Genomic DNA, 26,654 nt, shown 5'->3' on the forward strand with positions numbered 1-26,654 from the left:
CTCTCCTAGGACTTTATGTACGGCTTGCCGCTGGCTGCGGGGCCGCGGATCTGACCGGCGAAACCGGCGACCGCGAGCAGCGTCACGACATACGGGAGCATCAGCATGAACTCGCCGGGGATCGGTGTCTTGAGGATCGACAGCAGGTTCTGCAGGTTCGTCGCGAAGCCGAACAGCAGGGCGGCGAGGGTCGCGCGGATAGGGTCCCACCGTCCGAAGATGACGGCGGCGAGGGCGATGAAGCCGAGACCCGCCGTCATGTCCTTTCCGAACTGCGGCACGGAGACCAGCGTGAAGTACGCACCGCCGATGCCGGCGATCGCGCCCGCGAGGAGCACGTTCCAGAACCGGGTCGCGTTCACCTTGATGCCGACCGTGTCCGCCGCCTGCGGGTGCTCGCCCACGGCACGGACGCGGAGCCCCCACTTCGTGCGGTACAGGCCCCAGGCGACGATCGCGACGGTGATGAACATGAGGTACACGATGAACGTCTGGTTGAAGAGCACCGGCCCGATGATCGGGATGTCGCTGAGCAGCGGGATCTCGATGCGGCTGAAGCGCACCGGCGTGTTGAGGGCGGTCTCGTTCGGCGCCAGCAGCGCCCCGTAGAGGAACCCGGTGAGACCGCTGACGAGGACGTTGAGCACCACACCGACGATGACCTGCTCGACGAGGTACTTGATCGCGAATGCGGCCAGCACTGCGGCCACGAGCACGCCGCCGAGCATGGCGCCCAGCAAACCGACGAACGGGCTGCCGGTGACGCTCGAGAGCAACGCGGCAGCGAACGCTCCGAGGAGCAGCTGGCCCTCGATCGCGACGTTGACGACACCGGCACGCTCGCCGATGACCCCTCCGAGGGCACCGAACACGAGCGGGACCGACAGAGAGACGGCTCCGAAGAGCAGGCTGCTGACGGGAACGAGGCCTCCGGCGCCCGCCCACACGAGGAACCCGAAGACGGCGATCACGCTGAAGGCGATCACCAGCCAGATCGAGGGCTTGCGGTACGACCATGCCCGCAGGAACGCGAGCACCGACAGCAGCGCGAGGATCACGATGACGACCCAGCTGGTCGGCCCCGTCGGCAGCGCCACATCCGGCAGTGCGATAGGCGACGACGGGTCGTTGAGTCGGAACTTGCTGGTGCCGCTGCGGGGCACGAGCAGGAACAGGAGCGCCAGCAGCACGGTGGCCGCCGCGAGGACGATCGGCGCCTTCAGGTGCCGCTCGCGCACGGTGGCGAGCTGCACGGTTCCGTCGGCGGCTTCACTCTGGACGAGGGAGGTCATGCGGTCACCGCCTTCTTCGCGGCCTTGGCTCTCGCCTTGGCTGCCTTCTCCGCATCGGTCTTCGGCAGGAAGAACACCGTGCGCAGCAGCGGCGGCGCGGCGATGAACAGCACGACGAGCGACTGCACGACGAGCACGATGTCGACCGGGATGTCCTGCGCCTGCATCGAGAACGAGCCGGCCTTGAGCGCGCCGAACAGGATGCCTGCGGCGAAGGTGCCCCACGCGCGGCTCCGTCCGAGCAGGGCGACGGTGATGGCGTCGAAGCCGATGCCCGCGTCGATCGTCTCGGTGATGCCTGTGGTGACCGCTCCCTGCACCTGGTTCATGCCCGCGAGTCCGGCGAGACCGCCGGCGAGGAGCATGGCGTAGACGTAGACGCGCTGCACGCTGATTCCGGCCGCACGTGCGGCATGCGGGTTCTCGCCCACCGCGCGCATCCGCATTCCGAGCGAGGAGCGCTCGATCAGCCACCAGACGAACAGGGTGGCGATGATGACGATCACGAACCCGAGATCGAGCAGCGGGAACTGCGGGCCGAGGAGCTCGGGGAACTGCGCGCTCTCCGGGGTGGCGTAGCCGAGCGCCTGGTTCGTGCCCGGCTTCTGCAGCAGACCGGGGGTGCGGATCATCCACAGCAGCAGGTAGTACGCCACGTAGTTGAGCATGATGGTGAGGATGACCTCGTGAGCGCCCGTGCGCGCCTTGAGCAGACCGGCGATCGCTCCCCACAGTGCGCCGCCGGCGATTCCGGCGATCAAGGTGACCGGGATGTGCAGCCAGAACGGCAGGTCGAGCTGGAAGGTGAGGAGCCCGGCGGCGGCGACGCCGATCAGCATCTGACCGCGCGCACCGATGTTGAACAGGCCGACGCGGAAGGCGAGGGCGACGCCGAGACCGGCGGCGATCAGGGGTGCCGCGAAGCCCAGCGTGTTGGTCAACGGGCGGATCTGCGCGGCGAAGTCCGCGCCTCGTGCGTTGAAGATGGCTCCGCGGAAGAGCGCTTCGTAGCCGTTGTAGACCGCGTTCCAGATCGCGGCGAAGGTGTCGCTCGGACGCTGGAAGAAGTAGCCGGATGCCTCGAGCACATCCTCGTTCGTGAAGGCGATCAGGATGCCGCCGACGACCAGCGCGAGGAAGATCGCGAGGATCGTCGTGACCGCGCTGCCGCGGAGCATCTCCTTCAGGATCACGTTGCCGCGCGGAGGCGGCGGAACGGCGCCCGAATCGCGCATCGTCGTGGTCGTGTTCACCGAGAGCTGATCAGCGGATCCCTGACCCGCCGAGCTGCTCCCCTGTGGGGTCGTACCGCTCATGCGGCCACCTCTCCCTCGGCGGCGCCCGCCATCATCAGTCCCAGCGTCTCGCGCGGGGTGTCGCCGGGAACGATCCCGACGATCGTGCCTCTGTACATGACCGCGATGCGGTCGGCGAGAGCCGCCACCTCGTCGAGCTCGGTCGAGACGACGACGACCGGAATGCCGGCGTCCCGCGTCTCGATGATCCTTTTGTGAATGAACTCGATGGAGCCGACGTCGACTCCTCGGGTCGGCTGCGCGGCGACGAGCAGCCTGAGCTCGCGGCTCATCTCACGGGCGATCACGACCTTCTGCTGGTTTCCTCCTGAGAGGGTTCCTGCCGGGGTGTGCGGGCCCTGCGTGCGGATGTCGTACTCGCTGATCCGTGCGCGGGCGAAGTCCTCGAGCGCGGATCGGCGGATGGTCCCACCCCGGCTGAACTCGTCGTCGCCCGTGCGGTCGAGGATCAGGTTCTCCGCGACCGAGAAGCCTGCGACGAGTCCATCCTCGGTCCGGTCCTCGGGAACGAAGCCGACGCCGGCGTCGAGGATCGCTCGGACGCTCTTTCCGACCAGTTCGGTTCCCCCGAGGGTGATCGATCCTTCGACTCTGGCCGCGAGGCCGACGATGGCCTCGACCAGCTCGGTCTGGCCGTTGCCCTGCACCCCGGCCACGGCGAGCACTTCGCCAGGGCGCACGGAGAAGTCGATGCCGTCGACGACGATCGCTCCCGCGGAGGTGAGCACGCGAAGTCCCTTGACCTCGAGGCCGCCCTCGCCGAGGCGCGGCGGGTCCTTGTGCACCGTGAGCTCGACCGCGCGGCCGACCATCAGCGAGGCCAGCTCGGCGTTGGTCGCCGTGGGCGATGCCTCGCCGACGATCCGGCCGAGGCGGACGATCGTGATGGTGTCCGCGACCTCGCGCACCTCGCGCAGCTTGTGGGTGATGAAGACGATCGCCGTGCCCTCGTCTCGGAGCTGACGCATGATGCCCATCAGCTCGTCCGTCTCCTGCGGCGTGAGCACGGCGGTGGGCTCATCGAAGACCAGGACCTTGGCGTCGCGCGAAAGCGCCTTGATGATCTCGACCCGCTGCTGCACACCGACGGGGAGGTCGCCGACGATGGCGTCAGGGTCGATGTCGAAGCCGAAGCGGGCGGCGACGGCGCGGACATGCTCACGCGCCTTGGTGATGTCGAGGGTGCCCAGTCCCTTGGTCTGCTCATGACCGAGCATGACGTTCTCGGCCACCGTGAACACGGGGACGAGCATGAAGTGCTGATGCACCATGCCGATGCCGGCGTTCATCGCGTCGCCGGGGCCGCGGAACCGCTGGACGACGTCGTCCAGGAGGATCTCGCCCTCATCGGCCTGGTACAGACCGTAGAGGACGTTCATCAGAGTCGATTTGCCTGCGCCGTTCTCGCCGAGCAGCGCATGGATCTGCCCCGGCTCGACGACCAGGTCGATGTGGTCGTTGGCCACCAGGGTTCCGAACCGCTTGGTGATACCGCGAAGTTCGAGCTTCATATCTGCACCTTATCCAGAAGTGTCATCCAGAAGAGTCCGAAGAATCTTCGGCGCATCGCACGGGGATCGCCCGGATGCGCCGCGAACAGTCGTCATCGTCCGTCCACGGCGCGGGGCGAGTGGCCGCTTGCACCACTCGCCCCGCCATGGATGTGAACTGCTTACGGGGAGTTCTCCGACTCCACCGTGATGTCACCCGAGATGATCTGCTCCTGCAGAGCGGAGATCTCGTCGAGCAGGCCGTCGGGCAGGTCGCCCTCGAAGGCACCGAAGCCCGAGAGCTTGACGCCCTCGTTCTCGAGCGTGCCGATGTAGGGAGCCGGGTCGAAGTCGCCCTCGGATGCGGCGACGGTCGCGTCCTCGACGGCCACGTCGATGGCCTTCATGATCGAGAAGAGGGTGACGTCGGCCACGCTCTCGTCGGCCACTGCGAGGTCACTGTCGACGCCGACCAGCAGCGTGTCCTTGCCGCTGTCGGCGATGGCAGCCGCAGCGCTCTGGTAGATCGGTCCACCGACCGGGAGGATCACGTCGACGCCCTGGTCGAGCACGCCCTGGGCGGTCTGCTTGGCGGTGTCGTTCGCGTCGAAGCCGCCGGTGAAGGAGCCCTTCTGCGTGGCGGCGTCCCAGCCGAAGACCTCGACGGCGCCGGACTTGTCCTCGTTGTACTTCTCGACTCCGAGCTGGAAGCCGTCCATGAACACGGCGACCGACGGGATCTGCATTCCGCCGAAGGTGCCGACCTTGTTCACGCCCGACGCAGCGGACCAGCCTGCGGCGGCGTAGCCACCGAGGTAGGCGGCCTGAGCCGTGTCGAACACGAGGGGCTTGATGTTGGGAGCGTCGGTCGTGCCGTCGAAGTCGTTGTCGGCGTAGTCGTCGATGATCGCGTAGTCGATCTCGGGGTTGGCCAGAGCGGACTCGACGGTCGCGGCCGAGAGCTTGAAGCCGACTGCGACGATGAGCGAGCAGCCCTCCGAGACCGCGGTCTCGAGGTTCGGCGCGTAGTCGTTGTCGTTGGCCGACTCGAACTCGATCGGCTTGACGCCGAGAGTCTCCGCGGCCCGGTCCATGCCTTCCTTGGCAGACTGGTTGAACGACTTGTCGTTCCAGCCGCCGGCGTCGGAGACGAGGCAGGGGATGAAGTCGGAGTCAGCCTCGCCGCCGCCGGTGCCGCCCGATTCGGTAGGAGCCTGGCCGCAGCCGGCGAGTGCGAAGACGACGCCAGCGGCGATGGTCGCGCCGAGCAGCTTCTTGGTGGTGGAGATGGTCAACTCATGCCTCCTGAACGGTGCCGCGGCCCTCGCGGATCGCTCAAAGTTACCCAGTGTTTCGACATTTGCGCATGCACGACGGCGAAGCGCTGGCGAATGGTTACAAAGCTGAAACCAAGCCAGCCGATGAGCGACACCCCCTGCTCATCAGAGCACGTCACTCCGACCGGTCAGCTTCAGGGACTCGACCACGCCCTTCACGCGCTGCGCATGCTCGATGGTGGTGACGAGCAGGGCGTCGGGAGTGTCGACCACCACGATGTCCTTCACGCCGATCAGGCTGATCACACGCGAGGTCTGACTCACGAGGATGCCGCTGGCCGCATCCGACAGCACGCGGGCTTTCGGCCCGAGGACGGCGAGGTCGTTCTTCCGACCGTTGTTGATGAGCTTGGTGAGGGAGGCGAAGTCCCCCACGTCGTCCCAGTCGAAGTGGCCCGGCACGACCGCGAGGCGTCCGCGACGCGCAGCCGGCTCCGCCACCGCGTAGTCGATCGCGATCTTCTTCAGCCCGGGCCAGATCCGATCCACCGCGGGGCCGCGGCGTTCACGGTCGTCCCATGCCTCGGCGAGTTCGAGCAGCCCGGCGTGCAGGGCAGGCTCGTTCGCGGCGAGCTCATCGAGCAGCACGCTCGCCTTCGCGATGAACATGCCGGCGTTCCAGAGGTAGCCACGGTCGGCGAAGTAGGCCGTCGCGGTCTCGAGGTCGGGCTTCTCGACGAAGCTCTCGACGAGGGCGGCCTCGCGCGCCCCCTCGACGACGAGCTCCGCACCCGTCTTGATGTAGCCGAATCCGATCGCCGGTTCGGTCGGCGAGATGCCGATCGTGCAGATGTATCCCTCGCGCGCGACCTCGACGGCGTCGCGGACGGCGAACTCGAACACCCGAGTGCTGCGGATGACGTGGTCGGCGCTGAACGAGCCGATGATCACATCGGGGTCCCTGCGATGCAGGATCGCGGCCGCCAGCCCGATCGCCGCGGCGGACTCCCGCGGCTCCGACTCCAGGAACACATTCAGATCCGGTATCCCGGGCAGCTCCGCCTCGACAGCCGCTCGGTGCGCCCGTCCGGTGACCACGGCGATGCGGCCGGCCCCGGCCAACGGCTCCAGCCTGTCCCACGTGTCGCGGAGAAGGGAGTGCCCCGAGCCCGTGAGGTCGTGCAGGAACTTCGGCGCGTCCGCGCGGGAGAGAGGCCAGAGTCGGCTGCCGATTCCGCCGGCGGGGATCACGGCGTAGAAGTTCTCGATGGGTTGACTCACCCTGCAAGGGTATAGCCACGAAAAGTCTCGACATCGAGACACTTAGGCTCCCCTTCGTCGCCCGCGGTCGCTTCACGGGAATAGGATGGTGTCCGATCGGCCGTGCCTGATGACAGCAGGCTCACGCTTGGAAGACGCACTGCACGCGACCGAGTCACTTCGATCCAGGGAGGACGACCGTGTCCACAAGCGCTCGCTTGACACCGTCGATTTCGGAAACCACTTCCAAGACGCCCCGCGGCACCCTCTACAGGGGTCGCGAAGGCATGTGGTCGTGGGTGCTTCACCGCATCACCGGAGTCGCCATCTTCTTCTTCCTGTTGGTGCATGTGCTCGACACTGCACTCATCAGGGTCTCCCCCGAGGCGTACAACGCCGTCATCGGCACGTACAAGAACCCGATCATGGCGCTCGGCGAGGTCGTGCTGGTCGCGGGCATCGTGTTCCACGCGATGAACGGACTCCGCATCATCGCCGTCGACTTCTGGTCGAAGGGCGCCAAGTACCAGCGTCAGCTGTTCTGGGGCGTACTCCTGGTGTGGGGAATCATCATGGCAGGCTTCGTGCCCCGGCACCTGATGCTCGCGTTCGCCGGCTTCGGAGGAGGACACTGATGACCGCTCAGACCGTCGCAGCCCCTGTCCGCCGTCAGCGCGGATTCAACCTCGAGAAGTGGGGCTGGCTCTTCATGCGCGCCTCCGGCGTCGTGCTCGTCGTGCTCATCTTCGGCCACCTGTTCATCAACCTGATGGTCGGCGAGGGCATCCACGCTCTGGACTTCGCGTTCATCGCCGGCAAGTTCGCCACGCCGTTCTGGCAGTGGTGGGACGTCATCATGCTCTGGCTCGCGCTGATCCACGGCGCCAACGGCATGCGCACGATCGTCAACGACTATGTGACGAACAACACCGCTCGCAAGGCGCTGATCTGGGCCCTCGGCCTGGCCGCGGCCCTGCTCATCATCCTCGGCACCCTGGTCGTCTTCACATTCGACCCGTGCCTCGGCGTGACCGAGTCGAGCACACTGTGGGAACAGTGCCAGACGCTGGGCAAGTAGAAGAGAAGGCATACGAGAAGTGACTACCGAGACCCAGGATTCCGTCGTGCGCGACGGCGTGCACTACCACCAGTTCGACATCGTCATCGTGGGCGCCGGCGGCGCCGGCATGCGGGCGGCCATCGAGGCAGGCTCCGGCGCGAAGACCGCGGTCATCTCCAAGCTCTACCCCACGCGCTCGCACACCGGCGCGGCGCAGGGCGGCATGGCGGCTGCGCTCGCGAACGTCGAAGAGGACAGCTGGGAGTGGCACACCTTCGACACCGTCAAGGGCGGCGACTACCTGGTCGACCAGGATGCTGCGGAGATCCTCGCTAAAGAGGCGATCGACGCGGTCATCGACCTCGAGAACATGGGTCTCCCCTTCAACCGCACGCCCGAGGGCAAGATCGACCAGCGTCGATTCGGCGGCCACACCGCCGAGCACGGGAAGACCCCGGTGCGCCGCGCATGCTACGCCGCCGACCGCACCGGCCACATGATCCTGCAGACGCTCTTCCAGAACTGCGTCAAGCTCGGCATCAACTTCTTCAACGAGTTCTACGTGCTCGACCTGCTCACCGTGAAGGATGCCGACGGCAAGACCCAGGTCTCCGGCGTCGTCGCGTACGACCTCTCGACGGGCGAACTGCACGTCTTCCAGGCCAAGGCCGTGATCTTCGCGACCGGCGGCTTCGGCAAGATCTTCAAGACGACGTCGAACGCGCACACCCTCACGGGCGACGGCGTCGGCATCGTCTGGCGCAAGGGTCTCCCCCTCGAGGACCTCGAGTTCTTCCAGTTCCACCCCACCGGCCTCGCCGGCCTCGGCATTCTCCTCACCGAGGGCGCCCGCGGCGAGGGAGCGATCCTGCGCAACGCCTCGGGCGAGCGCTTCATGGAGCGCTACGCCCCGACCATCAAGGACCTCGCACCTCGCGACATCGTCGCCCGCTGCATGGTGCAGGAGGTGGCCGAAGGCCGCGGCGCCGGCCCCCACAAGGACTACGTGCTGCTGGACTGCACCCACCTGGGCGCTGAGGTGCTCGAGACCAAGCTGCCCGACATCACCGAGTTCGCCCGCACGTACCTGGGCGTCGACCCGGTCGTCGAGCCCGTGCCGGTCATGCCGACGGCGCACTACGCGATGGGCGGCATCCCCACGAACAACGACGCAGAGGTTCTCGCCGACAACACCACGGTCGTCCCGGGTCTCTACGCCGCCGGCGAGTGCGCGTGCGTCTCGGTGCACGGCGCCAACCGTCTCGGCACCAACTCGCTGCTCGACATCAACGTGTTCGGCAAGCGCGCAGGGCGCAACGCGGTGGAGTACGTCAAGACCGCCGAGTTCGTGCCGCTGCCCGAGAACCCCGCCGCGTTCGTCTCCGACATGCTCGAGGGCCTGCGCAACAACCAGGGCACCGAGCGCATCGCCGTGCTCCGCAAGGCGCTCCAGGACGAGATGGACAAGGGCGCGCAGGTCTTCCGCACGCACGAGTCGCTCGAGCACGTGCTGGGTGTCATCAAGGAGCTGCGCGACCGGTACATGAACGTGCACGTCGACGACAAGGGCAAGCGGTTCAACACCGATCTGCTCGAGGCCGTCGAGCTGGGGTTCCTGCTCGACATCGCCGAGGTCGTCGTCTACGCGGCGCAGAACCGCGAGGAGAGCCGTGGCGGCCACATGCGCGACGACTTCCCCACTCGCAACGACGAGAAGTACATGCAGCACACGATGGCCTACCTGACGGGCGATCCGCACTCCTCCACTCCGAGCGACCACATCAAGCTCGACTGGAAGCCGGTCGTGTTCACGAAGAACGAGCAGGGCGAGTTGAACTACCCGCCGATGGAGAGGAAGTACTGAGCATGTCGAGCGCCATCGCCGAAGCTCCCGCGGACACGACGCAGGAGACGGGCATCCAGTCGTTCATCGTCACGTTCAACATCCGTCGATTCGACCCCGAGATCGACTCCGAGCCGCACTGGGTCGACTACGACGTGGAGCTGTACTCTACCGACCGCGTCCTCGACGCTCTGCACAAGATCAAGTGGGAGGTCGACGGCTCGCTCACGTTCCGCCGCTCGTGCGCCCACGGCATCTGCGGATCCGATGCGATGCGCATCAACGGCCGCAACCGCCTGGCGTGCAAGACGCTGATCAAGGACCTCGACATCTCGAAGCCGATCTACGTCGAGGCGATCAAGGGCCTGCCGCTCGAGAAGGACCTCGTCGTCGACATGGAGCCGTTCTTCGCGTCGTACCGCGAGGTGCAGCCGTTCCTCGTCGCGAACTCCGTGCCGGAGAAGGGCAAGGAGCGGGTCCAGTCGATCGCCGATCGCGAGATCTTCGACGACACCACCAAGTGCATCCTCTGCGCCGCGTGCACCTCGTCGTGCCCCGTCTTCTGGACCGACGGTCAGTACTTCGGACCCGCAGCCATCGTGAACGCGCACCGGTTCATCTTCGACTCCCGCGACGACAACGCAGCGGTCCGTCTCGACATCCTCAACGACAAGGAAGGCGTCTGGCGCTGCCGCACGACCTTCAACTGCTCCGAGGCATGCCCCCGCGGCATCGAGGTCACCAAGGCGATCGCCGAGGTCAAGCAGGCAGTGCTGCGCGGTCGTCCCTGACGATGACGCGGATCTGAGAACGGGCGGGCTCCCCACGGGGACCCGCCCGTTTTCGTCGCTTGGATAAGGTGAAGACGTGTCAGATCCCGATCGCGCGGCGTCAGAGGCCGGCCGCCTGGATGCGGCCGTCGAGCGCGCGACCGCGCTGACGAAGCGCACGCTGGGGCTGTTCCCTGTGCGTGTCTGGCGCCACTTCCTGCAGCACAACGGATTCCTGCTCGCCGCAGGGGTGAGCTATCAGGCGCTCTTCGCGATCTTCGCGGCGATCTACCTCGCCTTCGCGATCGCCGGTCTCTGGCTCGGTGGCAGCAGCGAAGCGGTCGACGGCATGATCGACATCATCAACAGCTACATCCCGAATCTGATCCAGGATCAGGGCGGGGTGTTCACGCCGGCCCAGGTGCGGGAGATCGCGGCCAGCACGACGGGGATCCTGAGCATCACCGGTCTGATCGCACTCGGAACGGTGATCTGGACCGCCATCGGGTGGGTGACGTTCTCGCGACGCGCGACGCGCGACATCTTCGGCCTGCCGCCCGATCGCCGCAGCTACATCATCCTGAAGGCGCGCGATCTGCTCGCCGCACTCATCTTCGGCGTCTCGCTGATCGCCGGTTCGCTGCTCAGCTCCGCCAGCGCGGTCGCGCTGGCCTGGATTCTCAGTCTCCTCGGGTGGGGAGCCTCCCTCGACGGCCTGACCAGCATCCGCATCGGCACTGTGCTGGTCTCCTTCGCGGTGCTGTCAGCAGCGCTCGCGGCGATGGTCCGCTTCCTCACCGGCACATCTCTGCACTGGGGAACGATCTGGCCCGGAGCGCTCCTTGGCGGCGGGGCCATGACGGTGCTGCAGTTCGGGGCGGGGTTCCTGCTGAGCTACACCCCGTCCAACCCCCTGCTCGCGACGTTCGCGATCTTCATCGGCCTGCTGCTCTGGTTCCGGGTCAACGGCGTGGTGATGCTGGTGGCGTCCTCGTGGATCGCAGTCAGCGCCCAGGACCGGGATCTCCCTCTGCTCTCCCAGACGGAGGCGGAGCGACGGCTGGCGGAGCATCAGACGCTGCTGGAGGCGGCGCGGATCCGGGTTCGCGAAGCCCGGGCCGCTCGCGACGACGCGCCGTGGTACCGCACCTGGCAGACCGAACGCGCCCTGCGTGCGGCTGAGAAGGAACTCGAGTCCCTCGAGGCATCCGCTCCCCCGCCCGTCGATGAGAGCACGCCTCTCGCTCAGCGCCTCCTCGCGGAGCTGCAGCGTCCGTCCAAGGATGTCGGCGGTCCTCGTTAGGCTGGTGAGCATGCCTCATCTGCGTATCGCCTCGGTCAATGTCAACGGAATCCGAGCGGCGGCTCGCAACGGCATGAGCGGCTGGCTCGACGCCGCCGACGTCGACATCCTGACCCTGCAAGAGGTCCGCGGTCAGGACGAGCACCTCGAGGCCGCGCTTCCGGGCTGGACGTTCGTGCACGACGAGGCGACGGCCAAGGGCCGCGCAGGTGTGGCGATCGCGAGCCGCATCCCGGCCCTCGCCTCGCGTACCGATTTCGGAGACGCCGACTTCGATTCGAAGGGCCGCTGGATCGAGGCCGACTTCCTCATCGGCGACCGGCCTCTCACCGTCGTCAGCGCTTACGTGCACAGCGGCGAGGCCGACACCCCGAAGCAGGAGGAGAAGTGGAAGTTCCTCGACGCCTTCGGCACGCGCCTGGCCGCGCTCGCTGAGGCTGACGACGCGCTCGCACTCGTGACCGGCGATCTGAACGTCGGGCACCGTGAACTCGACATCAAGAACTGGCGCGGCAACCGCAAGAAGGCCGGTTTCCTCCCCCGCGAGCGCGCCTACTTCGACCGATTCCTCGGAGCAGCTGGCGAGACGGTCGAGGGCGCCGACGGATCCACCGGCACCGGTCTCGGCTGGGTCGATGTCGGACGCGTGTTCCACGGCGAGGTCGAGGGCCCGTACACCTGGTGGTCGATGCGCGGTCAGGCATTCGACAACGATTCAGGGTGGCGCATCGATTACCACCTCGCGACTCCCTCTCTCGCCGAGCGGGTCACTGCGTATCACGTCGCCCGTGCGGCAGCCTACGATCAGCGCTGGAGCGACCACGCTCCGGTCGTCGTCGACTACACGTACTGATCGCCCGCACTCTCGGTCTCGGTCTCGGTCTCGGTCTCGGTCTCGGGACGATCAGGCCGTGACGAGAGCGACGATCAGCCCGATCGCGACCGCAAGGTAGCCGATCATGCTCCACAGATAGGCGGTTCCCCTGCGTGCGCTCGGGAACATGAGCGGCACCGCGATCGCAACGAGGATGCCGGTGATGAGCGCGAGGAACGTGCCGAAGATCATCCCGTATCCGTGCGGGTCGCCGCTCGCCCATCCGAACCGGCTGCTCAGCGCCATCCATGCGAGCAGGACGAACGGTGCGCCGAACAGCACCGTGAGCACGAGCCCGATGATGCGGGAGAGAACATCCCGACGCTGCCCTTCGGTGCCAGCAGCAGTCGTCATGGAGCGAGTCTCCCCCGCCGGCTCGCGGACCACCACCACCCCCATAGGATTGATACCGTGACGAAACCTCGCCTCTACTCAGGAATGCAGCCCTCCGCCGACTCTCTGCAGATCGGCAACTACATCGGCGCTCTCCTGCAGTGGCGCGACCTGCAGAGCTCCTACGACGCCTACTTCTCGGTGGTCGACCTGCATGCGCTCACTGTCGCGCAGAATCCTGCAGAGCTGCGAGAGAAGACCCGTCGCACCGCCGCTCAGTACATCGCCGCGGGCATCGAGCCCTCACTGTCGACGCTGTACGTGCAGTCGCACGTCCGCGCGCATGCAGAGCTCGCCTGGATCCTCTCGACGATCACCGGATTCGGTGAAGCCGGCCGCATGACGCAGTTCAAGGACAAGTCGGCGCGATACGGCGCCGACGCCACGAGCGTCGGCCTGTTCACCTACCCGGTGCTGATGGCGGCCGACATCCTGCTCTACCAGACCGACGTCGTGCCGGTCGGCGATGACCAGAAGCAGCACGTCGAGCTGACCCGTGACCTCGCCGAGCGCTTCAACTCGCGATTCGGCGAGACGTTCGTCGTTCCCCGGCCTGTCATCCAGAAGGACACGGCGCGCATCTACGACCTGCAGAACCCGACGTCGAAGATGTCGAAGTCGGCAGAGAGCGACGCGGGTGTGCTGTGGATGCTGGACGACCCGGCGAAGTCGGCCAAGAAGATCATGCGCGCGGTGACCGACAACGAGGGCTCGGTCCGCTTCGATCGCGAGAGCAAGCCCGGGGTCTCGAACCTGCTGACCATCTACGCCGCGCTCTCAGGACGACAGGTTCCCGCGATCGAGGACGAGTACGCGGGCCGCGGCTACGGTGACTTCAAGAAGGGGCTCGCCGAGGTCGTCGTGAACGAATTCGAACCCGTGCGCGCCCGCGCACTCGAGCTTCTCGACGACCCGGCCGAGCTCGATCGAATCCTCGCGCAGAACGCCGCACGTGCGGATGCCGTCGCCGACGCCACTCTCGGAGCGGTCTACGAGCGGGTCGGACTGCTTCGTCGCGTCTGACCTCGACAGCCATAGGATGGGGGCGTGACTGATCCGCAGCAGCCCCCGTCCGGTGCCGTTCCGCCTGTGCCTCCCCTGCCCCGGCCGGCCGACGAGCAGCCGCAGTTCGCGACACCCGAGCCGTCCACCGCGCCGCCAGCGGCATCACAGCCCGCATCGCCGGCACCGCCTTCGTACGCGACGCCCCCCGCTCCTCCCGCGTATCAGCCGGCTCCTCCCGCGTATCAGCCGGCTCCTCCCGCGTACCAGCCGGCTCCTCCCGCATATCAGAGCGCTCCTCCCGCCTATCCGGGAGGTCCTCCGGCGGCTCCCGCCGACCCCAGCGAGCAGGCCTTCCCCGCTCCCGGTGCCCCTGGCCAGACGTTCACCGCAGCTCAGCCCGCCCCCGCTTACCCGGCACCGACGGGAGCTCCCGTCTACCCGCACCTCGCCGGCCAGCAGCCCGGTGCGCCCGCTTATCAGGCGGCTCCTCCCGGCGCGTACCAGGTTCCGGTCGGCGGCTACGCGGCGCCCGCGGGCGCATACCAGGCGCCGGTCACCGCAGAGAAGAAGTCAGGGCTGCTCGGCATCCTGGCACTGATCCTCGCCATCGTGGCCGCTGTCGTCACGCCGATCGTCGCCGGAGTCGCGGGGTTCGAGATCGGCCGTCGTCTTCCGGGCGGTCTCGACACGACCGATCCCGACTTCCTGTCGATCCTCTCGCCCGCGCGGGATCAGGTGCTGTGGGCGGAGATCTCGTTCTGGACGGGGACCGTCCTCGGCATCGCCGCCATCGTCATCGGCATCATCGCGATCCGCAAGAAGCAGGCGCGCGGCGCCGGCATCGCAGCGCTCGTCGTCGCGGTGCTCGGCCCGATCATCTTCTGGGTCGTGCTGCTGGTGACACTGTCGACCGGAACCGCGACCAGCCTCGTGCCGTAACGTCGCAACACGACAACCGCACCTCGCTGAGTTCAGCGCGGCGCGTGGTGCTTCTGCTGCGCGGCGAGCAGGCCATCCTCGACGAGCAGCTCGACCGCGTCAGCCCCGTCCGACACGAGGATCGGCAGGTTCGCGCGTTCGTCCTTGCCGAACGGCGAGAGCACCCAGTCGGCGGGGTCCTGCCGCCCCACCGGGCGCCCGATGCCGACACGCACCCGCGGGAACTCCGCGGTGGTGAGAGCACGGGCGATGTCGCGCACACCGTTGTGTCCGCCGTGACCTCCGCCGATCTTGAGTTTGACGGTGTCGAAGGGGATGTCGAGTTCGTCGTGGACGACGATGACCTGCTCCGGCGGCACCGAGTAGAAGCGAGCGAGCGCGGCCACCGGAGTGCCCGAGACGTTCATGAACGTGTTCGGCTTGGCGAGCACGAGCTTGTCACCGCCCGGTCGCACCCAGGTCTCGACGACACGTGCCCCGCCTTTGTGCTCGCGAAAGCTCTCACCGCGGCGAGAGGCGAGCTCGTCGACGACCATCTGACCGATGTTGTGGCGCGTCGCCTCGTATCGCGGGCCGGGGTTGCCGAGCCCCACCACGAGCCAGGTGGATGCCATGTGTGGTCGTCCTCTCGCATTCGGGCCCTTCACGGTGCCCGGGTCAGAATACGACAGAGGGGGCGCGATCTGCTCGCGCCCCCTCTGTGTTGCAGTCAGCTGTGCGCTGCGCCTGCGGAGATCACTCCGCGGCGGAAGCCTCCTCGGCGGAAGCCTCGTCGGCTCCGGCCTCGTCCTCACCGAGCGACTCCTCAGCCGGGATCGAGATCGCGACGACGAGCACCTCGGGGTCGGTCAGCAGCGTCGAGCCCTTGGGGAGCGTGACGTCGGCGGCGGTGATGTGCGCGCCCTCCTCGAGACCCTCGACCGAGACCTCGACGTTCTGCGGCAGGTGCGTGGCCTCGGCCTCGATCGAGATCGTGTTCGCGTCCTGGTTGACGATCGTGCCGGGAGCGGACTCGCCGGTCACGATGACGGGAACGTCGATCGTGACCTTCTCGCCCTTGCGGACGACGAGCAGATCGATGTGCTCGATGATCTGGTGCACCGGGTCGCGCTGGACGTCCTTGACGAGGGCGAGCTGGTCCTTGCCGTCGATGTCGAGCTCGAGCAGCGCGTTCGCGCGGCGGATGATGAGCGAGACCTGGTGGCCCGGCAGCGCGACGTGCACGGGGTCGGTGCCGTGGCCGTAGATGACGGCGGGGATCTTGCCTGCGGCACGCAGACGACGGGCGAAGCCCTTGCCGAAGCTCTCGCGGAGCTCGGCCTTGACCTTGGTGTCTTCAGACATGGGGTTCTCCTTCGGGGCACGCAGCGACAGCTACGCGGTGGTCTTGGAATTGTTCTCGAACGCTGACACGTGAGGAAAGCCACCGGCTTGCTTCGCCGCGTCGATAACGGATGCCAGCGCACGCGCAGAAGCATCCCTCGCCGAGGTACTCCTCTCATGGTACCGGATGAGCCGGTAGGCTGAGAACACCGATCCCTCTCTGCAGAACACGGAGTTCCCTCATGCTCGACGGCGTCTTCTTCTCCCACGCGATCGCCTGGCTCATCGGTGCGATGACCGTGTGCGCCGCCGGCTTCACCTTCGCGGCCCTGTTCTCCCTCGGACGCTCCGGCTATCGCAAGGACTGACCTCCTCGCGTCCGACACCACCCGTCACACGGGAGCACCACCCCGGGCGCCGCGATAATCTGGAAGCATCCCCTTCTTCTCGATCTAGGAGCCATCTGTGCCCGAAGCATCAGCGAACATCGGAGTCGTCGGACTCGCCGTCATGGGTTCGAACCTCGCCCGCAACCTCGCCAGCCGCGAGGGCAACACGGTGGCGATCTTCAACCGCAGCTACGAGAAGACCGAGACGCTCGTCTCCGACCACCCTGAGGCCGGCTTCATCGCCGCCAAGACGTACCAGGAGTTCGCCGACTCGCTGCAGAAGCCGCGCACCGCGATCATCATGGTCAAGGCCGGCGGCCCGACCGACGCCGTGATCGACTCGCTCGTCGAGGTCTTCGAGCCGGGCGACATCATCGTCGACGGTGGCAACGCGTACTTCCCCGACACGATCCGCCGCGAGAAGGCCGTTCGCGAGACGGGCATCAACTTCGTCGGCGCCGGCATCTCGGGCGGCGAAGAGGGTGCGCTCACTGGCCCCTCGATCATGCCCGGCGGTTCGGACGAGTCCTGGATCACCCTCGGCCCGATCCTCAAGTCGATCGCCGCGATCGCCGAGGGCGAGGCATGCGTGACGCACGTCGGCCACGACGGTGCCGGTCACTTCGTGAAGATGGTGCACAACGGCATCGAGTACGCCGACATGCAGCTGATCGCCGAGGCCTACGACCTCATCCGTCGCGGTACGGGCAAGTCCCCCGCCGAGATCGCCGAGATCTTCGCCGAGTGGAACAAGGGCGAGCTCGAGTCGTACCTGATCGAGATCACCGCAGAGGTGCTGCGTCAGGTGGATGCCGAGACCGGCAAGCCGCTCGTCGACGTCATCCTCGACCAGGCCGGCGCCAAGGGCACCGGTGCCTGGACCGTGCAGACCGCGCTGTCGCTCGGCGTGCCCGTCTCAGGCATCGCCGAGGCCACGTTCGCCCGCTCGCTGTCGTCGCACCCCGAGCAGCGCGAGGTCGCAGGCTCGCTCCCCGGCCCCGACGAGGAGTTCGTCGTCACCGACGAGGCCGCGTTCATCGAGGATGTCCGTCTGGCGCTGTATGCGTCGAAGATCGTCGCCTACTCGCAGGGCTTCGACGAGATCCGCGCCGGTGCAGCCGAGTACGGCTGGAACATCGACCTCGGCGCGATCAGCAAGATCTGGCGAGGCGGCTGCATCATCCGCGCCCAGTTCCTCAACCGCATCGCCGACGCGTATGCCGCAGAGCCCGGCCTGCCCGTGCTGCTGACCGCTCCGTACTTCACCGAGGCGATCACACGCGCACAGGCGCCGTGGCGTCGCGTCGTGGTCGCGGCGGCTCAGGCCGGCATCCCCGCTCCGGCGTTCTCGTCGTCGCTGTCTTACTACGACGGCATCCGCGCCGACCGCCTGCCGGCCGCACTCGTGCAGGGACAGCGCGACTTCTTCGGCGCGCACACCTACAAGCGCATCGACAAGCCGGGCACGTTCCACACGCAGTGGTCGGGCGACCGCACCGAGATCGAAGCAGAGGACACGCACTGAGCGCTGTCTGAGACGTGACGAGGGCCCCGGCGAATATCGCCGGGGCCTTCGTCATGTCTCATCGGGTGATGTCCTGCACCGTCCCCTTCGCGAGCCGCAGCTGTCTTGTCGCCCTGCGAGCCACCGCCGAGTCGTGCGTGACGACGATCACCGTGATGCCTTCGGCGCACAGCCCCTCTAGCAGCGCGAGGATCTCATCGCGCATGCTCTCATCGAGGTTGCCTGTCGGCTCGTCCGCGAGCAGCACGCGAGGCCGCTTCACGATCGCCCGCGCGATCGCCACGCGCTGCTGCTGGCCACCCGACAGCTCGGTCGGCAGATGATCGCCGCGGTCGTCGAGACCGACGTGGGTGAGTGCCTGCGCCACGCGGGTCGCCCGCTCGGTGCGGCGCAGGTCGGTCGGCTCGAGAGCCATGTTCACGTTCTCGGCGGCGGTGAGCGTGGGGATCAGGTTGAACCCTTGGAAGACGAAGCCGATCTCCTCGGCGCGGATGCGGCTGAGCTCACGAGCGGATGCCGAGGCCAGGTCGACGTCACCGAGCGTCAACGATCCGGACGAGGGCTTGTCGAGCGCGCCGAGAATCTGCAGCAGAGTCGACTTTCCCCCGCCGGTCGGCCCCTGGATCGTGACGAACTCGCCGGAGTCGATGGTGAGGTCGACACCTGTGAGCGCCTTCACCGTGCGCCCCTTCTGTGAGTAGGTGCGCGTGATGTCCTTCGCGCGGTACAGCGGTGCCGTGGCATCCGTGCCGTTCGCGGCCGGGGCGATGTCTGCGATTGTCATGTCCGTGTCTCCTTGTCTGTGACGTGTGTTGGTGAGCCGTCAGGCGACGGATCGCAGGGCTTCAGCCGGGCTGAGACGAGCAGCGCGCCAGCCCCCGAACGCTCCGGCGACGAGGCCGCCGAGCACCGCGAGACCGACCGCGGCGACCAGCACCCACGGGGTGAACGGAGCCTGCAGCACGATGTCGGCCGCCTGCTGGGTCTGGAACATGCCGCCTCCCCCGGTGGGGCCTCCGCCCATGCCGCCGGGGCCGCCTTCCGCGTTGCCCGCAGCAGCAGCGGCGACCGTCGGCTTCACGAGGTTGATGACGACGATTCCGGCGATCCCGAGCGCGAGTCCCACCGCGCCCCCGATCAGCCCCTGGACCATGGACTCGCCCGCGACCTGGCGCACGACGCGCCCGTTCGACCAGCCGATCGCTTTGAGGGTGCCGAACTCGCGGGTGCGGCGGGAGACGCCCGACAGCGTCAGCAGCACCGAGAGCAGCACGGCGACCGCGAGCACGATGATCGACAGCCAGGTGCCGAGGTTCGTGATCAGCGACGTCGCGCTCGACAGAGAGCCCGAGACGGTCGAGGCGAGCTCGGACTGCGACGTGATCGTCGCCTCGGGCAGCTCGTCCGCGAGGGCCGCCTGCACCGCGTCGATCGACGATGCGGACTCCGCCTGGACGTACACGGTCGAGATGACGTCGCCGGCGCCGGAGAGCTCCTGCGCGGTGTCGAGAGGCAGGTACACGTTCGCCGCGGTGTCGGCGGAGTCGGAGGTGGATGCCACGATGCCGACGATCTCGACGTCGGAACCGGCGACGTCGATCGTGTCGCCGACGGCGATCTCGTTCGTGCTCGCATAGGTGGCGTCGACGACGGCGACGAGCGCACCCGCGTCATCGCTGTCGAGAGCGCGCCCGTCGCTGATCGCGACGGAGGCGAGCGGACCCACTGAGGTCACGGCAGGATCGATGCCGAGCACCGTGAACGAGTCGACCCCGAACGAGCCGCCTCCCGCGCCGCCCTGGGGCGGTGCGTCGCCTTCAGCGGGCGCGGTGCCTTCAGCGGTCCCGTCCTGCGCGCCGAAGCCGCCGCTCGGAAGCTCGCCCGAGAAGGTCGAGTTGGTGAGGCTGAGCGCCGCGGACGCTGCGGTCACGCCCTGGGTCGAGGTGACCGTGTCGAGCACGGACGATTCGAGCGTCCCGCGCATGAAGTCCGTCATCAGGGTCGACTGGCTCAGCGTGGTCGTGTCGCCCTCGGTTGCGCCGTCCTCCGATCCGAAGTCGAAGCGCTGCCCGCCGCCCTGCCCGGGCTCCGTCGCGGCACCGGTGACCGTGAGGTCGGTGCCGACGCCATAGACCGACTCCAGCGCCTGGGCCTGCGCGTCGCGGACTCCGGCGGTGAGGGCGTTGACGATGATGACCAGGGCGATCGCGACGGCGAGCCCGGTCGCGACGATCATCGCCTGTCTCTTGCGGCCAGCCAACTCGCGCCGCAGATATGTCCCGTACATGTGTCTCCTTCCGCCGCGCCGTTCGCGGGCCGATGATGACGCTAGGGAGCGGACTTCTGCGCGATCGAGGGAAGAGCGATGAGAACACTATGGGTGGCTGATCTCACAGCGGACGCATAGCGGTCTCCATAGAAACCCCATAGGTGATTTCGCAGAATGTACTCATGAGCTCCGATCTCCCCGAACTGCGCCGCCCCGACGGCTCTCCCCTGCGCATCCTCGCCGTCGACGACGAGCAGATGCTCACCGATCTGCTCGCGATGGCACTGCGGATGGAGGGCTGGGAGGTGCGCACCGCATCCTCGGGCCTCGAAGCGCTGCAGGTCGCGCGTGAGTTCGAGCCCGATGCTCTCGTGCTCGACATCATGATGCCCGACCTCGACGGCATGGCCGTGCTGCGCCGCCTTCGCGAGTCCGGCAGCCTCGTGCCGGTGCTTTTCCTGACGGCGAAGGATGCCGTGGGCGACCGGGTCGCCGGTCTCACCGCCGGTGGCGACGACTACGTCACGAAGCCGTTCAGCCTCGAAGAGGTGATCGCCCGGCTGCGCGCGATCATCCGTCGCACCGGACACGCCACCGCCGACGACGGTCAGTCGATCCTCCGCGTCGCCGACCTCACCCTCAACGAGGACAGCCACGAGGTCGTCCGCGACGGCACCGAGATCGAGCTGACCGCGACCGAGTTCGAGCTGCTCCGATACCTCATGCGCAACGAGCGGCGCGTGCTGTCGAAGGCGCAGATCCTCGATCGGGTGTGGAGCTACGACTTCGGCGGCAAGTCCTCGGTCGTGGAGCTGTACATCTCGTACCTGCGGAAGAAGATCGACGCAGGGCGCACCCCGCTGCTGCACACGGTGCGAGGCGTCGGCTACATGATCAAGGCGCCGCAGTGAGCCAGACGAGGATGGCGCGACGACCGATGAGCCTGCAGACCCGGCTGATGACAGCCGTGATCGGGTTCGTGTCGCTCATCCTCGTGATCGTCGCCGTGATCACCAGCGCTCTTGTCGGCGGAACTCTCGAGAGGCAACTCGAGGCGCGTCTGAGCAACTACTCGATTCAGGTGACCAAGTGGGTCAACCAGGTGCCGGAGCAGTTCGCGGACATCGATACGATCCTCGCCGAGAAGAATCCGGGTGTGCCCGGGATCCTGCTCGCTGTGTCGAGCTCGGAAGGCGGCACGAGCGGCGTCGTCTTCCCTGACATGAAAGGGGAGTTGAGCGGAGTCTCCCAGAGACTGACCAGCGCCGATCTCGAACGCATAAACACGGCGCTCGACGGACGCCCGAGCGGCACGGTGACTCTGGACGATTTCGGTTCGTATCTGGTCGTCGTACAGCAGGCCCCGAACGGCGTCAACGTCGTGACGGGTCTCCCCCGCACCGAGATCCAGAATCAGCTGACGACGCTGCTCACCGTGATCGCCCTCGCGACGATCGGCGGCCTGATCCTCCTCGCGCTCACAACGGCCATCACGATCCGCGTCGGTCTGAGACCGCTGCGGGCCGTCGCGGCCACCGCCACCCGCGTCGCGAATCAGCCGCTCGATCGTGGCGAGGTGCAGATCACGGAGCGCGTTCCTGCCGCAGAGGCAGATCCGCGCACCGAGACCGGGCTGGTCGGCGCCTCGCTGAACACCCTGCTCGATCACGTGAACGCCTCCCTCGCGTCGAGGCAGAAGAACGAGGAGCGGATGCGGCGCTTCGTCGCCGACGCGAGCCATGAGCTGCGCACTCCGCTGTCGTCGATCCGCGGCTACTCCGAGCTGTCGCTGCGCGCACTGAAGCAGCAGGGCGGCGAGGCGGCCATCGAGAGCACCACGACCTCACTCGAGCGCATCCAGGCCCAGTCGCTGCGCATGACGCGCCTCGTCGAGGATCTGCTGCTGCTCGCCCGCCTCGACGAGGGGCGCGAGCTGGTCTACGGCACCGTCGATCTGACGCAGCTCGCGCTGGAGGGACTCTCCGATGCACGCCCGACCGCAGCCGACCATCACTGGAACATCGAAGCTCCTGACGAGCCGATCGTCATCGTCGGCGACGCCGGGCGGATGCATCAGGTCGTCGCGAACCTCCTCGCCAATGCGCGGACGCACACACCCGCCGGCACTTCGATCACCCTCCGCGTGAGTCGCGAGGGCGATGACGCCGTGCTGCGGGTGCGCGACGACGGGCCCGGCATCGACCCCGGCGTGCGCGACGAGCTCTTCGCCCGGTTCGCGCGCGGCGACAGCTCGCGCGCTCGTCAGACCGGCGGCACCGGCCTGGGACTGGCCATCGCGAAAGCCATCGTCGAGGGCCACGGCGGCCACCTGACGGTCGCCAGCGAACCCGGCGACACGACGTTCACGGTGCGACTCCCGCTGACCCCCGCATCCGCCGCATCCGCCGACTCCGCCGACTGACCCCGGGCCGGCGCTCCTCCCACCCGCAGGTACCGTCTGCAGGACCGAGACACGTTTGCAGGACGAACGGACGAGATCGGTCCCGCATCCGTGCTTCCGTCCTGCAGACGGTACGGGTGCCGCTCTGGCCGGGTCCGGTGCGTGGAAGTCATCGGTACCGTCTGCAGGACCGAGACACGTTTGCAGGACGAACGGACGAGATCGGTCCCGCATCCGTGCTTCCGTCCTGCAGACGGGACGGGGTCGTGCACACGGCGAAAGAACGTCCCTCGCACGTCGAGCCGACCTCCCCTGCACCAATCGTGAACCGGTGACGCACTCTCCCCAACCTTCAGTTCCGGTCATGCCGTCGTCTGAGAACCGGCAGGATCGGTCAGATGTCGACCGCCGCACACGTCCTCTCCCACCTCGGCGATGTGGCCAGGGGCACGGCTCTGCACGACTTCGGACTCAGCAGACGAATACTCTCGGCAGCCGTTCGTGACGGCACGATCACCCGCGTCCGCAACGGGGTGTTCGCAATACCCTCTGCACCCGTCGATCTGCTCACCGCGGCGGCGCATGGCGGCGCGCTCACATGCTCTCGCGCTCTGCGCATGCACGGCATCTGGACGCTCGACCACGATGCGAGTCCGCATGTCTGGCTCGGAACGCACGGCCGAAACCACCACGTCGAGTGTGCCTGCACCGGCCACTACTTCAACGGACTAACAGTGCTCGGTCTCGCTCCCCTGGAAGACGCGCTCGTGCATGTGTACCTCTGCCGAGGCGATGAGTCGTTCTTCGTCTCCATCGAGTCAGCCCTGAGGCTGCGCAGGATCGGAGCGGCGGGTCGAGCGCGCATCCGCTCGCGTCTGCCGGCGAAGGCACGGTGGCTCGTCGATCTGGCTCGGACGGATGCCGACAGCGGCCTCGAGTCCCTCCTGCGGATGCGGCTTCATATGCTCGGCATCCGTCTGGCATGCCAGGTCGAGATCCCCTCGGTCGGGCGCGTGGACTTCGTGCTCGATGAGCTGCTCATCCTCGAAGCTGACGGGGCAGAGAACCATGACAGCGAATCGCACCGCCATCGAGACCTCCTTCGCGATGCGGCGGCATCCACGCTGGGGTACGAAACCCTGCGTTTCGACTACGCACTGATCGTCCACGACTGGCCGATCGTGAAAGCCGCGATCATCGCGGCCGTTGATCGCCTTCGCGCGCGGGTCTGACGGGCCGTCTGCAGGGACCGCGCCGACCACAGAGCCTTTATCCATCGGCATCCCGACCCGGTCTGTACCGAATGCAGGACCACGGCACGAGTGCAGGAGGAAACCAGTAAGAGCGTCGCGCAGAACGTGCAGGCATCCTGCAGACGGGCCGGGGAGAAACCGGGGCGATGATCAAGATCATCGCTCCACAGGGGATGCCGTCGGGTTGGCCGCAGAACGAACCCCGGGCTCAGTACCCGGCGAAGGCGTCGGTCGTGAGGGAGCGGGCCTTCTGCAGTGCGGGAGCGAGGTCGGCGATGAGCCGTGGAGGACCGGAGATGTACGAGTGCCGCTCGCCGATGTCGGGAACATACCGCTCGAGTCCCGCCGCATCGAGGCGCGCACCCTGCGCCCAGGTCCAGTGCGAAGGAAGATCGGTCGGCTCGTCGCGCGTGAACACGATGACGCGCGCGCCGGTCGCGGCCAGCTCGTCCCGGAACGCGAGCTCCGAGCTGTCGGATGCCACGTAGACGAGCACGACGTCACGCCGCTGCCCCGTCAGCTGGAGCTGCCGCAGCTGCGACACGAACGGCGTGACGCCGATTCCGGCGGCCACCATCAGGACGGGGGTCTCAGAACGCGGAAGAAGGAAGTCGCCCCAGGTGCCCGTGACGGCGAGCGCAGAACCCGGTTCCGCTGCCGCCAGTGCTCGCTTGTAGCTCGAGGGATGCTTCTGATCGCCGTCCTTGTAGGCGATGCGGAGCGTCGGGAGGTCTGCCGGGGCCGAGACGATGCTGAACTCGCGGCGGGTTCCGCGGGCGTCCGGGCGGGCGTGCGGCACGTCCAGCTCGAGGTACTGCCCAGGCAGGAACCTCACCTTTCCCTTCGCACGGAACGTCAGCTCCTGAGCGGTCGGGGTGATGAACTGGCGCTTCTCGAGCACGAGCCGCACAGACCCTCGCAGCGCGAAGGCGAACGCGAGCAGGTTGCCGATGAGCAGCGCACGCTCCTGGCCGAGGGTGAAGAGGCCGCCGATCGCGATCGGCCAACCGGCGAGCGCTCCGACGAGAACGGCGACGGAGTACTGCTGCCACCGGCGCGGCGGCAGAGTCAGCGGCTCGGAGAGCATGAACGCTCCGAGGAACAGGAACGGCGACTGCAGGATCGCGAACGAGAGGGCTGCTCCGGGATCGAAGGCGATCGCGAACTCCTGAGCCTGCACGGCCTGTCGCAGGATCGACACCGCGATCGCCACGAGGAGGAAGACGACGACGATGCGCACTTTCTCCGTGCGCCAGAGGACGGCCAGTCCGAGGATCAGCACGGGGACGAACAGCGACGGTGTGCCCACCCACCACGACGACGAGGTCCCGAGCCATTCGAACGCTCCGAATGATCCCAGGATCGAGACGACGGCTGCGCCGAAGGCCGCAGGGTTGAGGATGTGCCGACCGCGCCACGCGATCAGGTACTTCGACAGGCTCGCGACGGCTCCCGCGATGGCGAGCCCGAGGAGGGCGGTCGGCTCGATGCCGGGACGGAGCACGAAGAGCAGGATCAGTGCCGTGACCAGCGACGACTCGATGCGCCACGGCAGACGCAGGATGCGCTGGGCTGCCGCATCCACCAGTGAGATGACCACCGCCAGCACGACGAAGGTCGCGAGGATCTCGACCGGAGTCGGCGAGACGATCACGCCGAGCGCCGACAGCACCACGGCGATGAGCGCCAGCAGCAGCAGCGCGAACAGCACCAGGCGGTACATGGATATGCCGCCGAGCAACGCGAGGACCCGCTGCCGCAGCGCGGTGATGGAGGTGATCACAGGTCTACTCTTCCCTACTTCGGCGCCTCATCGGCGGGTGGTGAACAGCTGCGCGGGGCAGCCGGGCGAACGCTCTGCACGTCCGTCGGTCGTCATCCGCACCCACTCGACGCCCCACGATGCGGCGAGTTCGGGCCCGCCCTCGAAGAACAGGGCGGTCGCCACGGCATCCGCTCGCATCGCATCAGGGGCGATCGCCCACGTGGCTGCCCACGTGCGGACCGGCACCCCGGTGCGGGCGTCGAGCACGTGGTGCAGGCCGTCTCCCCACGCCCGGCGGTTGACCGCCGAGGCGCAGAGCGCGGCGTTCTGCAGCTCGATCACGCCGATCGCCTTCGTGGCATCATACGGATGCTCGAGTCCGACACGCACCGCGTCTCCGCGGACCCTCATGTCGCCTCCGGCATCGACCACGAGATCACCGGGCACGTCCGCGAGGACTGCGGCCACGAGATCGACCAGACGTCCTTTGCCGAGTGCCCCGACGTCGAGGAGAACGGGAGCGGATGCCGTGGCCTCCCCCGCGGACCAGCGCACGCGCTCAGCCCAGTCCCCCGGGGCGGCGATCGGCGAGCCCGCGACGAGCGAATACGACGCGTCGTAGCCGAGGGCATCCAGGCTCTCGGCCACGAGGGGGTTCACCGCGCCTGCGGTCGCGGTCGACAGGTCACGATAGGCATCGAGCATCGCTCCCGCATCCGGCGACGAGATCGTGCCGCCGTCTCGGCCGACACGGGTCACCGACGAGTCCTCGCGGAACCTCGACCACTCCCGGTCGAACCGCTCGATCTCGGCGCCGACACTGTCGCGGTCTTCCGCGCCGAGCTCGTGCGACGTCTCGATCTCCCAGAGTGTGCCGATCGCGTCGAAACGCCAGATCGCCATGACG

At 67.5% G+C, this 26,654-nt stretch carries 25 protein-coding genes; 13 read left to right on the forward strand and 12 right to left on the reverse strand.

Annotated elements, in window-relative coordinates; genetic code table 11:
* Positions 1-5: 5 nt before the first annotated feature.
* From ACZ0AA_RS07210 to ACZ0AA_RS07230, 5 genes are all read right to left on the reverse strand, one after another.
* A complete protein-coding gene (locus tag ACZ0AA_RS07210) occupies positions 6-1,292 on the reverse strand; it encodes an ABC transporter permease (RefSeq protein ID WP_400865070.1) in 1,287 nt (428 codons plus the stop codon).
* The gene (locus ACZ0AA_RS07215; RefSeq protein ID WP_463512534.1) at positions 1,289-2,608 is read right to left on the reverse strand and encodes an ABC transporter permease; all 1,320 of its coding nucleotides are present in this window, start codon (positions 2,606-2,608) and stop codon (positions 1,289-1,291) included. The genes ACZ0AA_RS07210 and ACZ0AA_RS07215 overlap by 4 nt, the downstream gene beginning before the upstream one ends.
* Positions 2,605-4,119, reverse strand: a complete 1,515-nt coding sequence (locus ACZ0AA_RS07220; RefSeq protein WP_400865076.1) for an ABC transporter ATP-binding protein — start codon at positions 4,117-4,119, stop codon at positions 2,605-2,607. The genes ACZ0AA_RS07215 and ACZ0AA_RS07220 overlap by 4 nt, the downstream gene beginning before the upstream one ends.
* Positions 4,120-4,280: 161 nt before the next feature.
* Complete coding sequence (locus ACZ0AA_RS07225; RefSeq protein ID WP_056373402.1) at positions 4,281-5,393, reverse strand: BMP family lipoprotein; 1,113 nt, start codon at positions 5,391-5,393, stop codon at positions 4,281-4,283.
* A gap of 147 nt (positions 5,394-5,540) precedes the next feature.
* On the reverse strand, positions 5,541-6,656 hold the full coding sequence (locus tag ACZ0AA_RS07230) for a mannose-1-phosphate guanylyltransferase (RefSeq protein ID WP_400865081.1): 1,116 nt from the start codon (positions 6,654-6,656) through the stop codon (positions 5,541-5,543).
* Between the two features lie 179 nt (positions 6,657-6,835).
* Between ACZ0AA_RS07230 and sdhC the strand changes: the two genes are divergently transcribed.
* The 6 genes from sdhC to ACZ0AA_RS07260 all read left to right on the forward strand — a co-directional run bounded on the left by sdhC (position 6,836) and on the right by ACZ0AA_RS07260 (position 12,464).
* Positions 6,836-7,270 (forward strand): succinate dehydrogenase, cytochrome b556 subunit, encoded by a 435-nt coding sequence (gene sdhC / locus ACZ0AA_RS07235; RefSeq protein WP_072591539.1) that lies wholly within the window; start codon positions 6,836-6,838, stop codon positions 7,268-7,270.
* Positions 7,270-7,713 (forward strand): succinate dehydrogenase hydrophobic membrane anchor subunit, encoded by a 444-nt coding sequence (locus tag ACZ0AA_RS07240; protein ID WP_400865084.1) that lies wholly within the window; start codon positions 7,270-7,272, stop codon positions 7,711-7,713. Before sdhC ends, ACZ0AA_RS07240 begins: the two co-directional genes overlap by 1 nt.
* A gap of 19 nt (positions 7,714-7,732) precedes the next feature.
* Positions 7,733-9,559 (forward strand): succinate dehydrogenase flavoprotein subunit, encoded by a 1,827-nt coding sequence (sdhA, locus tag ACZ0AA_RS07245; protein ID WP_400865088.1) that lies wholly within the window; start codon positions 7,733-7,735, stop codon positions 9,557-9,559.
* Positions 9,560-9,561: 2 nt separating this feature from the next.
* Entirely contained in the window at positions 9,562-10,329 is a 768-nt protein-coding gene (locus ACZ0AA_RS07250; RefSeq protein ID WP_400865091.1) for a succinate dehydrogenase iron-sulfur subunit, read from the forward strand.
* Positions 10,330-10,405: 76 nt separating this feature from the next.
* Positions 10,406-11,611 (forward strand): YihY/virulence factor BrkB family protein, encoded by a 1,206-nt coding sequence (locus ACZ0AA_RS07255; RefSeq protein WP_463512535.1) that lies wholly within the window; start codon positions 10,406-10,408, stop codon positions 11,609-11,611.
* 10 nt (positions 11,612-11,621) lie between these two features.
* Positions 11,622-12,464: an exodeoxyribonuclease III gene (locus tag ACZ0AA_RS07260; protein ID WP_463512536.1), complete on the forward strand. Its 843-nt coding sequence runs from the start codon at positions 11,622-11,624 to the stop codon at positions 12,462-12,464.
* A 51-nt stretch (positions 12,465-12,515) separates the two neighbouring features.
* On the opposite strand, the gene ACZ0AA_RS07265 is transcribed toward ACZ0AA_RS07260, so the two are convergent.
* The gene (locus tag ACZ0AA_RS07265; protein ID WP_463512537.1) at positions 12,516-12,839 is read right to left on the reverse strand and encodes a hypothetical protein; all 324 of its coding nucleotides are present in this window, start codon (positions 12,837-12,839) and stop codon (positions 12,516-12,518) included.
* A 57-nt stretch (positions 12,840-12,896) separates the two neighbouring features.
* Between ACZ0AA_RS07265 and trpS the strand changes: the two genes are divergently transcribed.
* Positions 12,897-13,901 (forward strand): tryptophan--tRNA ligase, encoded by a 1,005-nt coding sequence (gene trpS, locus ACZ0AA_RS07270; RefSeq protein WP_400865103.1) that lies wholly within the window; start codon positions 12,897-12,899, stop codon positions 13,899-13,901.
* 24 nt (positions 13,902-13,925) lie between these two features.
* Positions 13,926-14,822: a hypothetical protein gene (locus ACZ0AA_RS07275; protein ID WP_463512538.1), complete on the forward strand. Its 897-nt coding sequence runs from the start codon at positions 13,926-13,928 to the stop codon at positions 14,820-14,822.
* Positions 14,823-14,854: 32 nt separating this feature from the next.
* On the opposite strand, the gene pth is transcribed toward ACZ0AA_RS07275, so the two are convergent.
* On the reverse strand, positions 14,855-15,436 hold the full coding sequence (gene pth, locus ACZ0AA_RS07280) for an aminoacyl-tRNA hydrolase (RefSeq protein WP_400865109.1): 582 nt from the start codon (positions 15,434-15,436) through the stop codon (positions 14,855-14,857).
* Positions 15,437-15,557: 121 nt separating this feature from the next.
* A complete protein-coding gene (locus tag ACZ0AA_RS07285; RefSeq protein ID WP_400865112.1) occupies positions 15,558-16,166 on the reverse strand; it encodes a 50S ribosomal protein L25/general stress protein Ctc in 609 nt (202 codons plus the stop codon).
* 221 nt (positions 16,167-16,387) lie between these two features.
* On the opposite strand from ACZ0AA_RS07285, the gene ACZ0AA_RS07290 reads away from it, so the two are divergent.
* Positions 16,388-16,513, forward strand: a complete 126-nt coding sequence (locus ACZ0AA_RS07290; RefSeq protein WP_256381367.1) for a hypothetical protein — start codon at positions 16,388-16,390, stop codon at positions 16,511-16,513.
* Between the two features lie 97 nt (positions 16,514-16,610).
* On the forward strand, positions 16,611-18,059 hold the full coding sequence (gene gndA, locus ACZ0AA_RS07295) for an NADP-dependent phosphogluconate dehydrogenase (protein ID WP_400865116.1): 1,449 nt from the start codon (positions 16,611-16,613) through the stop codon (positions 18,057-18,059).
* A gap of 58 nt (positions 18,060-18,117) precedes the next feature.
* Here the strand turns inward: gndA and ACZ0AA_RS07300 are convergent, their stop codons facing one another.
* Positions 18,118-18,843 (reverse strand): ABC transporter ATP-binding protein, encoded by a 726-nt coding sequence (locus tag ACZ0AA_RS07300; RefSeq protein ID WP_463512539.1) that lies wholly within the window; start codon positions 18,841-18,843, stop codon positions 18,118-18,120.
* Between the two features lie 39 nt (positions 18,844-18,882).
* On the reverse strand, positions 18,883-20,346 hold the full coding sequence (locus ACZ0AA_RS07305; protein ID WP_463512540.1) for an ABC transporter permease: 1,464 nt from the start codon (positions 20,344-20,346) through the stop codon (positions 18,883-18,885).
* A gap of 164 nt (positions 20,347-20,510) precedes the next feature.
* Between ACZ0AA_RS07305 and ACZ0AA_RS07310 the strand changes: the two genes are divergently transcribed.
* The 3 genes from ACZ0AA_RS07310 (at position 20,511) to ACZ0AA_RS07320 (ending at position 23,961) form a co-directional block, all read left to right on the forward strand.
* Positions 20,511-21,239 (forward strand): response regulator transcription factor, encoded by a 729-nt coding sequence (locus ACZ0AA_RS07310; RefSeq protein WP_042540306.1) that lies wholly within the window; start codon positions 20,511-20,513, stop codon positions 21,237-21,239.
* Between the two features lie 26 nt (positions 21,240-21,265).
* Positions 21,266-22,750: a sensor histidine kinase gene (locus ACZ0AA_RS07315; protein ID WP_463512541.1), complete on the forward strand. Its 1,485-nt coding sequence runs from the start codon at positions 21,266-21,268 to the stop codon at positions 22,748-22,750.
* A 377-nt stretch (positions 22,751-23,127) separates the two neighbouring features.
* Entirely contained in the window at positions 23,128-23,961 is an 834-nt protein-coding gene (locus tag ACZ0AA_RS07320; protein WP_463512542.1) for an endonuclease domain-containing protein, read from the forward strand.
* A 229-nt stretch (positions 23,962-24,190) separates the two neighbouring features.
* Here ACZ0AA_RS07320 and ACZ0AA_RS07325 read toward each other — a convergent pair whose 3' ends face one another.
* Together ACZ0AA_RS07325 and ACZ0AA_RS07330 are read right to left on the reverse strand one after the other, a co-directional pair.
* Positions 24,191-25,765, reverse strand: a complete 1,575-nt coding sequence (locus ACZ0AA_RS07325) for an FAD-dependent oxidoreductase (RefSeq protein WP_463512543.1) — start codon at positions 25,763-25,765, stop codon at positions 24,191-24,193.
* 27 nt (positions 25,766-25,792) lie between these two features.
* A complete protein-coding gene (locus tag ACZ0AA_RS07330) occupies positions 25,793-26,650 on the reverse strand; it encodes an FAD:protein FMN transferase (RefSeq protein WP_463512544.1) in 858 nt (285 codons plus the stop codon).
* Between the last annotated feature and the right edge of the window lie 4 nt (positions 26,651-26,654).

This window comes from Microbacterium sp. AC035 (assembly GCF_979258485.1).

What these genes read in the sequence shown, in the direction of transcription:
- ACZ0AA_RS07210 (WP_400865070.1), bottom strand. Translation starts at nt 1,292, where the DNA reads ATGACCTCCCTCGTCCAGAGTGAAGCCGCCGACGGAACCGTGCAGCTC.
- ACZ0AA_RS07215 (WP_463512534.1), bottom strand. Translation starts at nt 2,608, where the DNA reads ATGAGCGGTACGACCCCACAGGGGAGCAGCTCGGCGGGTCAGGGATCC.
- ACZ0AA_RS07220 (WP_400865076.1), bottom strand. Translation starts at nt 4,119, where the DNA reads ATGAAGCTCGAACTTCGCGGTATCACCAAGCGGTTCGGAACCCTGGTG.
- ACZ0AA_RS07240 (WP_400865084.1), top strand. Translation starts at nt 7,270, where the DNA reads ATGACCGCTCAGACCGTCGCAGCCCCTGTCCGCCGTCAGCGCGGATTC.
- ACZ0AA_RS07250 (WP_400865091.1), top strand. Translation starts at nt 9,562, where the DNA reads ATGTCGAGCGCCATCGCCGAAGCTCCCGCGGACACGACGCAGGAGACG.
- ACZ0AA_RS07260 (WP_463512536.1), top strand. Translation starts at nt 11,622, where the DNA reads ATGCCTCATCTGCGTATCGCCTCGGTCAATGTCAACGGAATCCGAGCG.
- ACZ0AA_RS07265 (WP_463512537.1), bottom strand. Translation starts at nt 12,839, where the DNA reads ATGACGACTGCTGCTGGCACCGAAGGGCAGCGTCGGGATGTTCTCTCC.
- pth (WP_400865109.1), bottom strand. Translation starts at nt 15,436, where the DNA reads ATGGCATCCACCTGGCTCGTGGTGGGGCTCGGCAACCCCGGCCCGCGA.
- ACZ0AA_RS07285 (WP_400865112.1), bottom strand. Translation starts at nt 16,166, where the DNA reads ATGTCTGAAGACACCAAGGTCAAGGCCGAGCTCCGCGAGAGCTTCGGC.
- ACZ0AA_RS07290 (WP_256381367.1), top strand. Translation starts at nt 16,388, where the DNA reads ATGCTCGACGGCGTCTTCTTCTCCCACGCGATCGCCTGGCTCATCGGT.
- ACZ0AA_RS07300 (WP_463512539.1), bottom strand. Translation starts at nt 18,843, where the DNA reads ATGACAATCGCAGACATCGCCCCGGCCGCGAACGGCACGGATGCCACG.
- ACZ0AA_RS07305 (WP_463512540.1), bottom strand. Translation starts at nt 20,346, where the DNA reads ATGTACGGGACATATCTGCGGCGCGAGTTGGCTGGCCGCAAGAGACAG.
- ACZ0AA_RS07310 (WP_042540306.1), top strand. Translation starts at nt 20,511, where the DNA reads ATGAGCTCCGATCTCCCCGAACTGCGCCGCCCCGACGGCTCTCCCCTG.
- ACZ0AA_RS07315 (WP_463512541.1), top strand. Translation starts at nt 21,266, where the DNA reads ATGAGCCTGCAGACCCGGCTGATGACAGCCGTGATCGGGTTCGTGTCG.
- ACZ0AA_RS07320 (WP_463512542.1), top strand. Translation starts at nt 23,128, where the DNA reads ATGTCGACCGCCGCACACGTCCTCTCCCACCTCGGCGATGTGGCCAGG.
- ACZ0AA_RS07330 (WP_463512544.1), bottom strand. Translation starts at nt 26,650, where the DNA reads ATGGCGATCTGGCGTTTCGACGCGATCGGCACACTCTGGGAGATCGAG.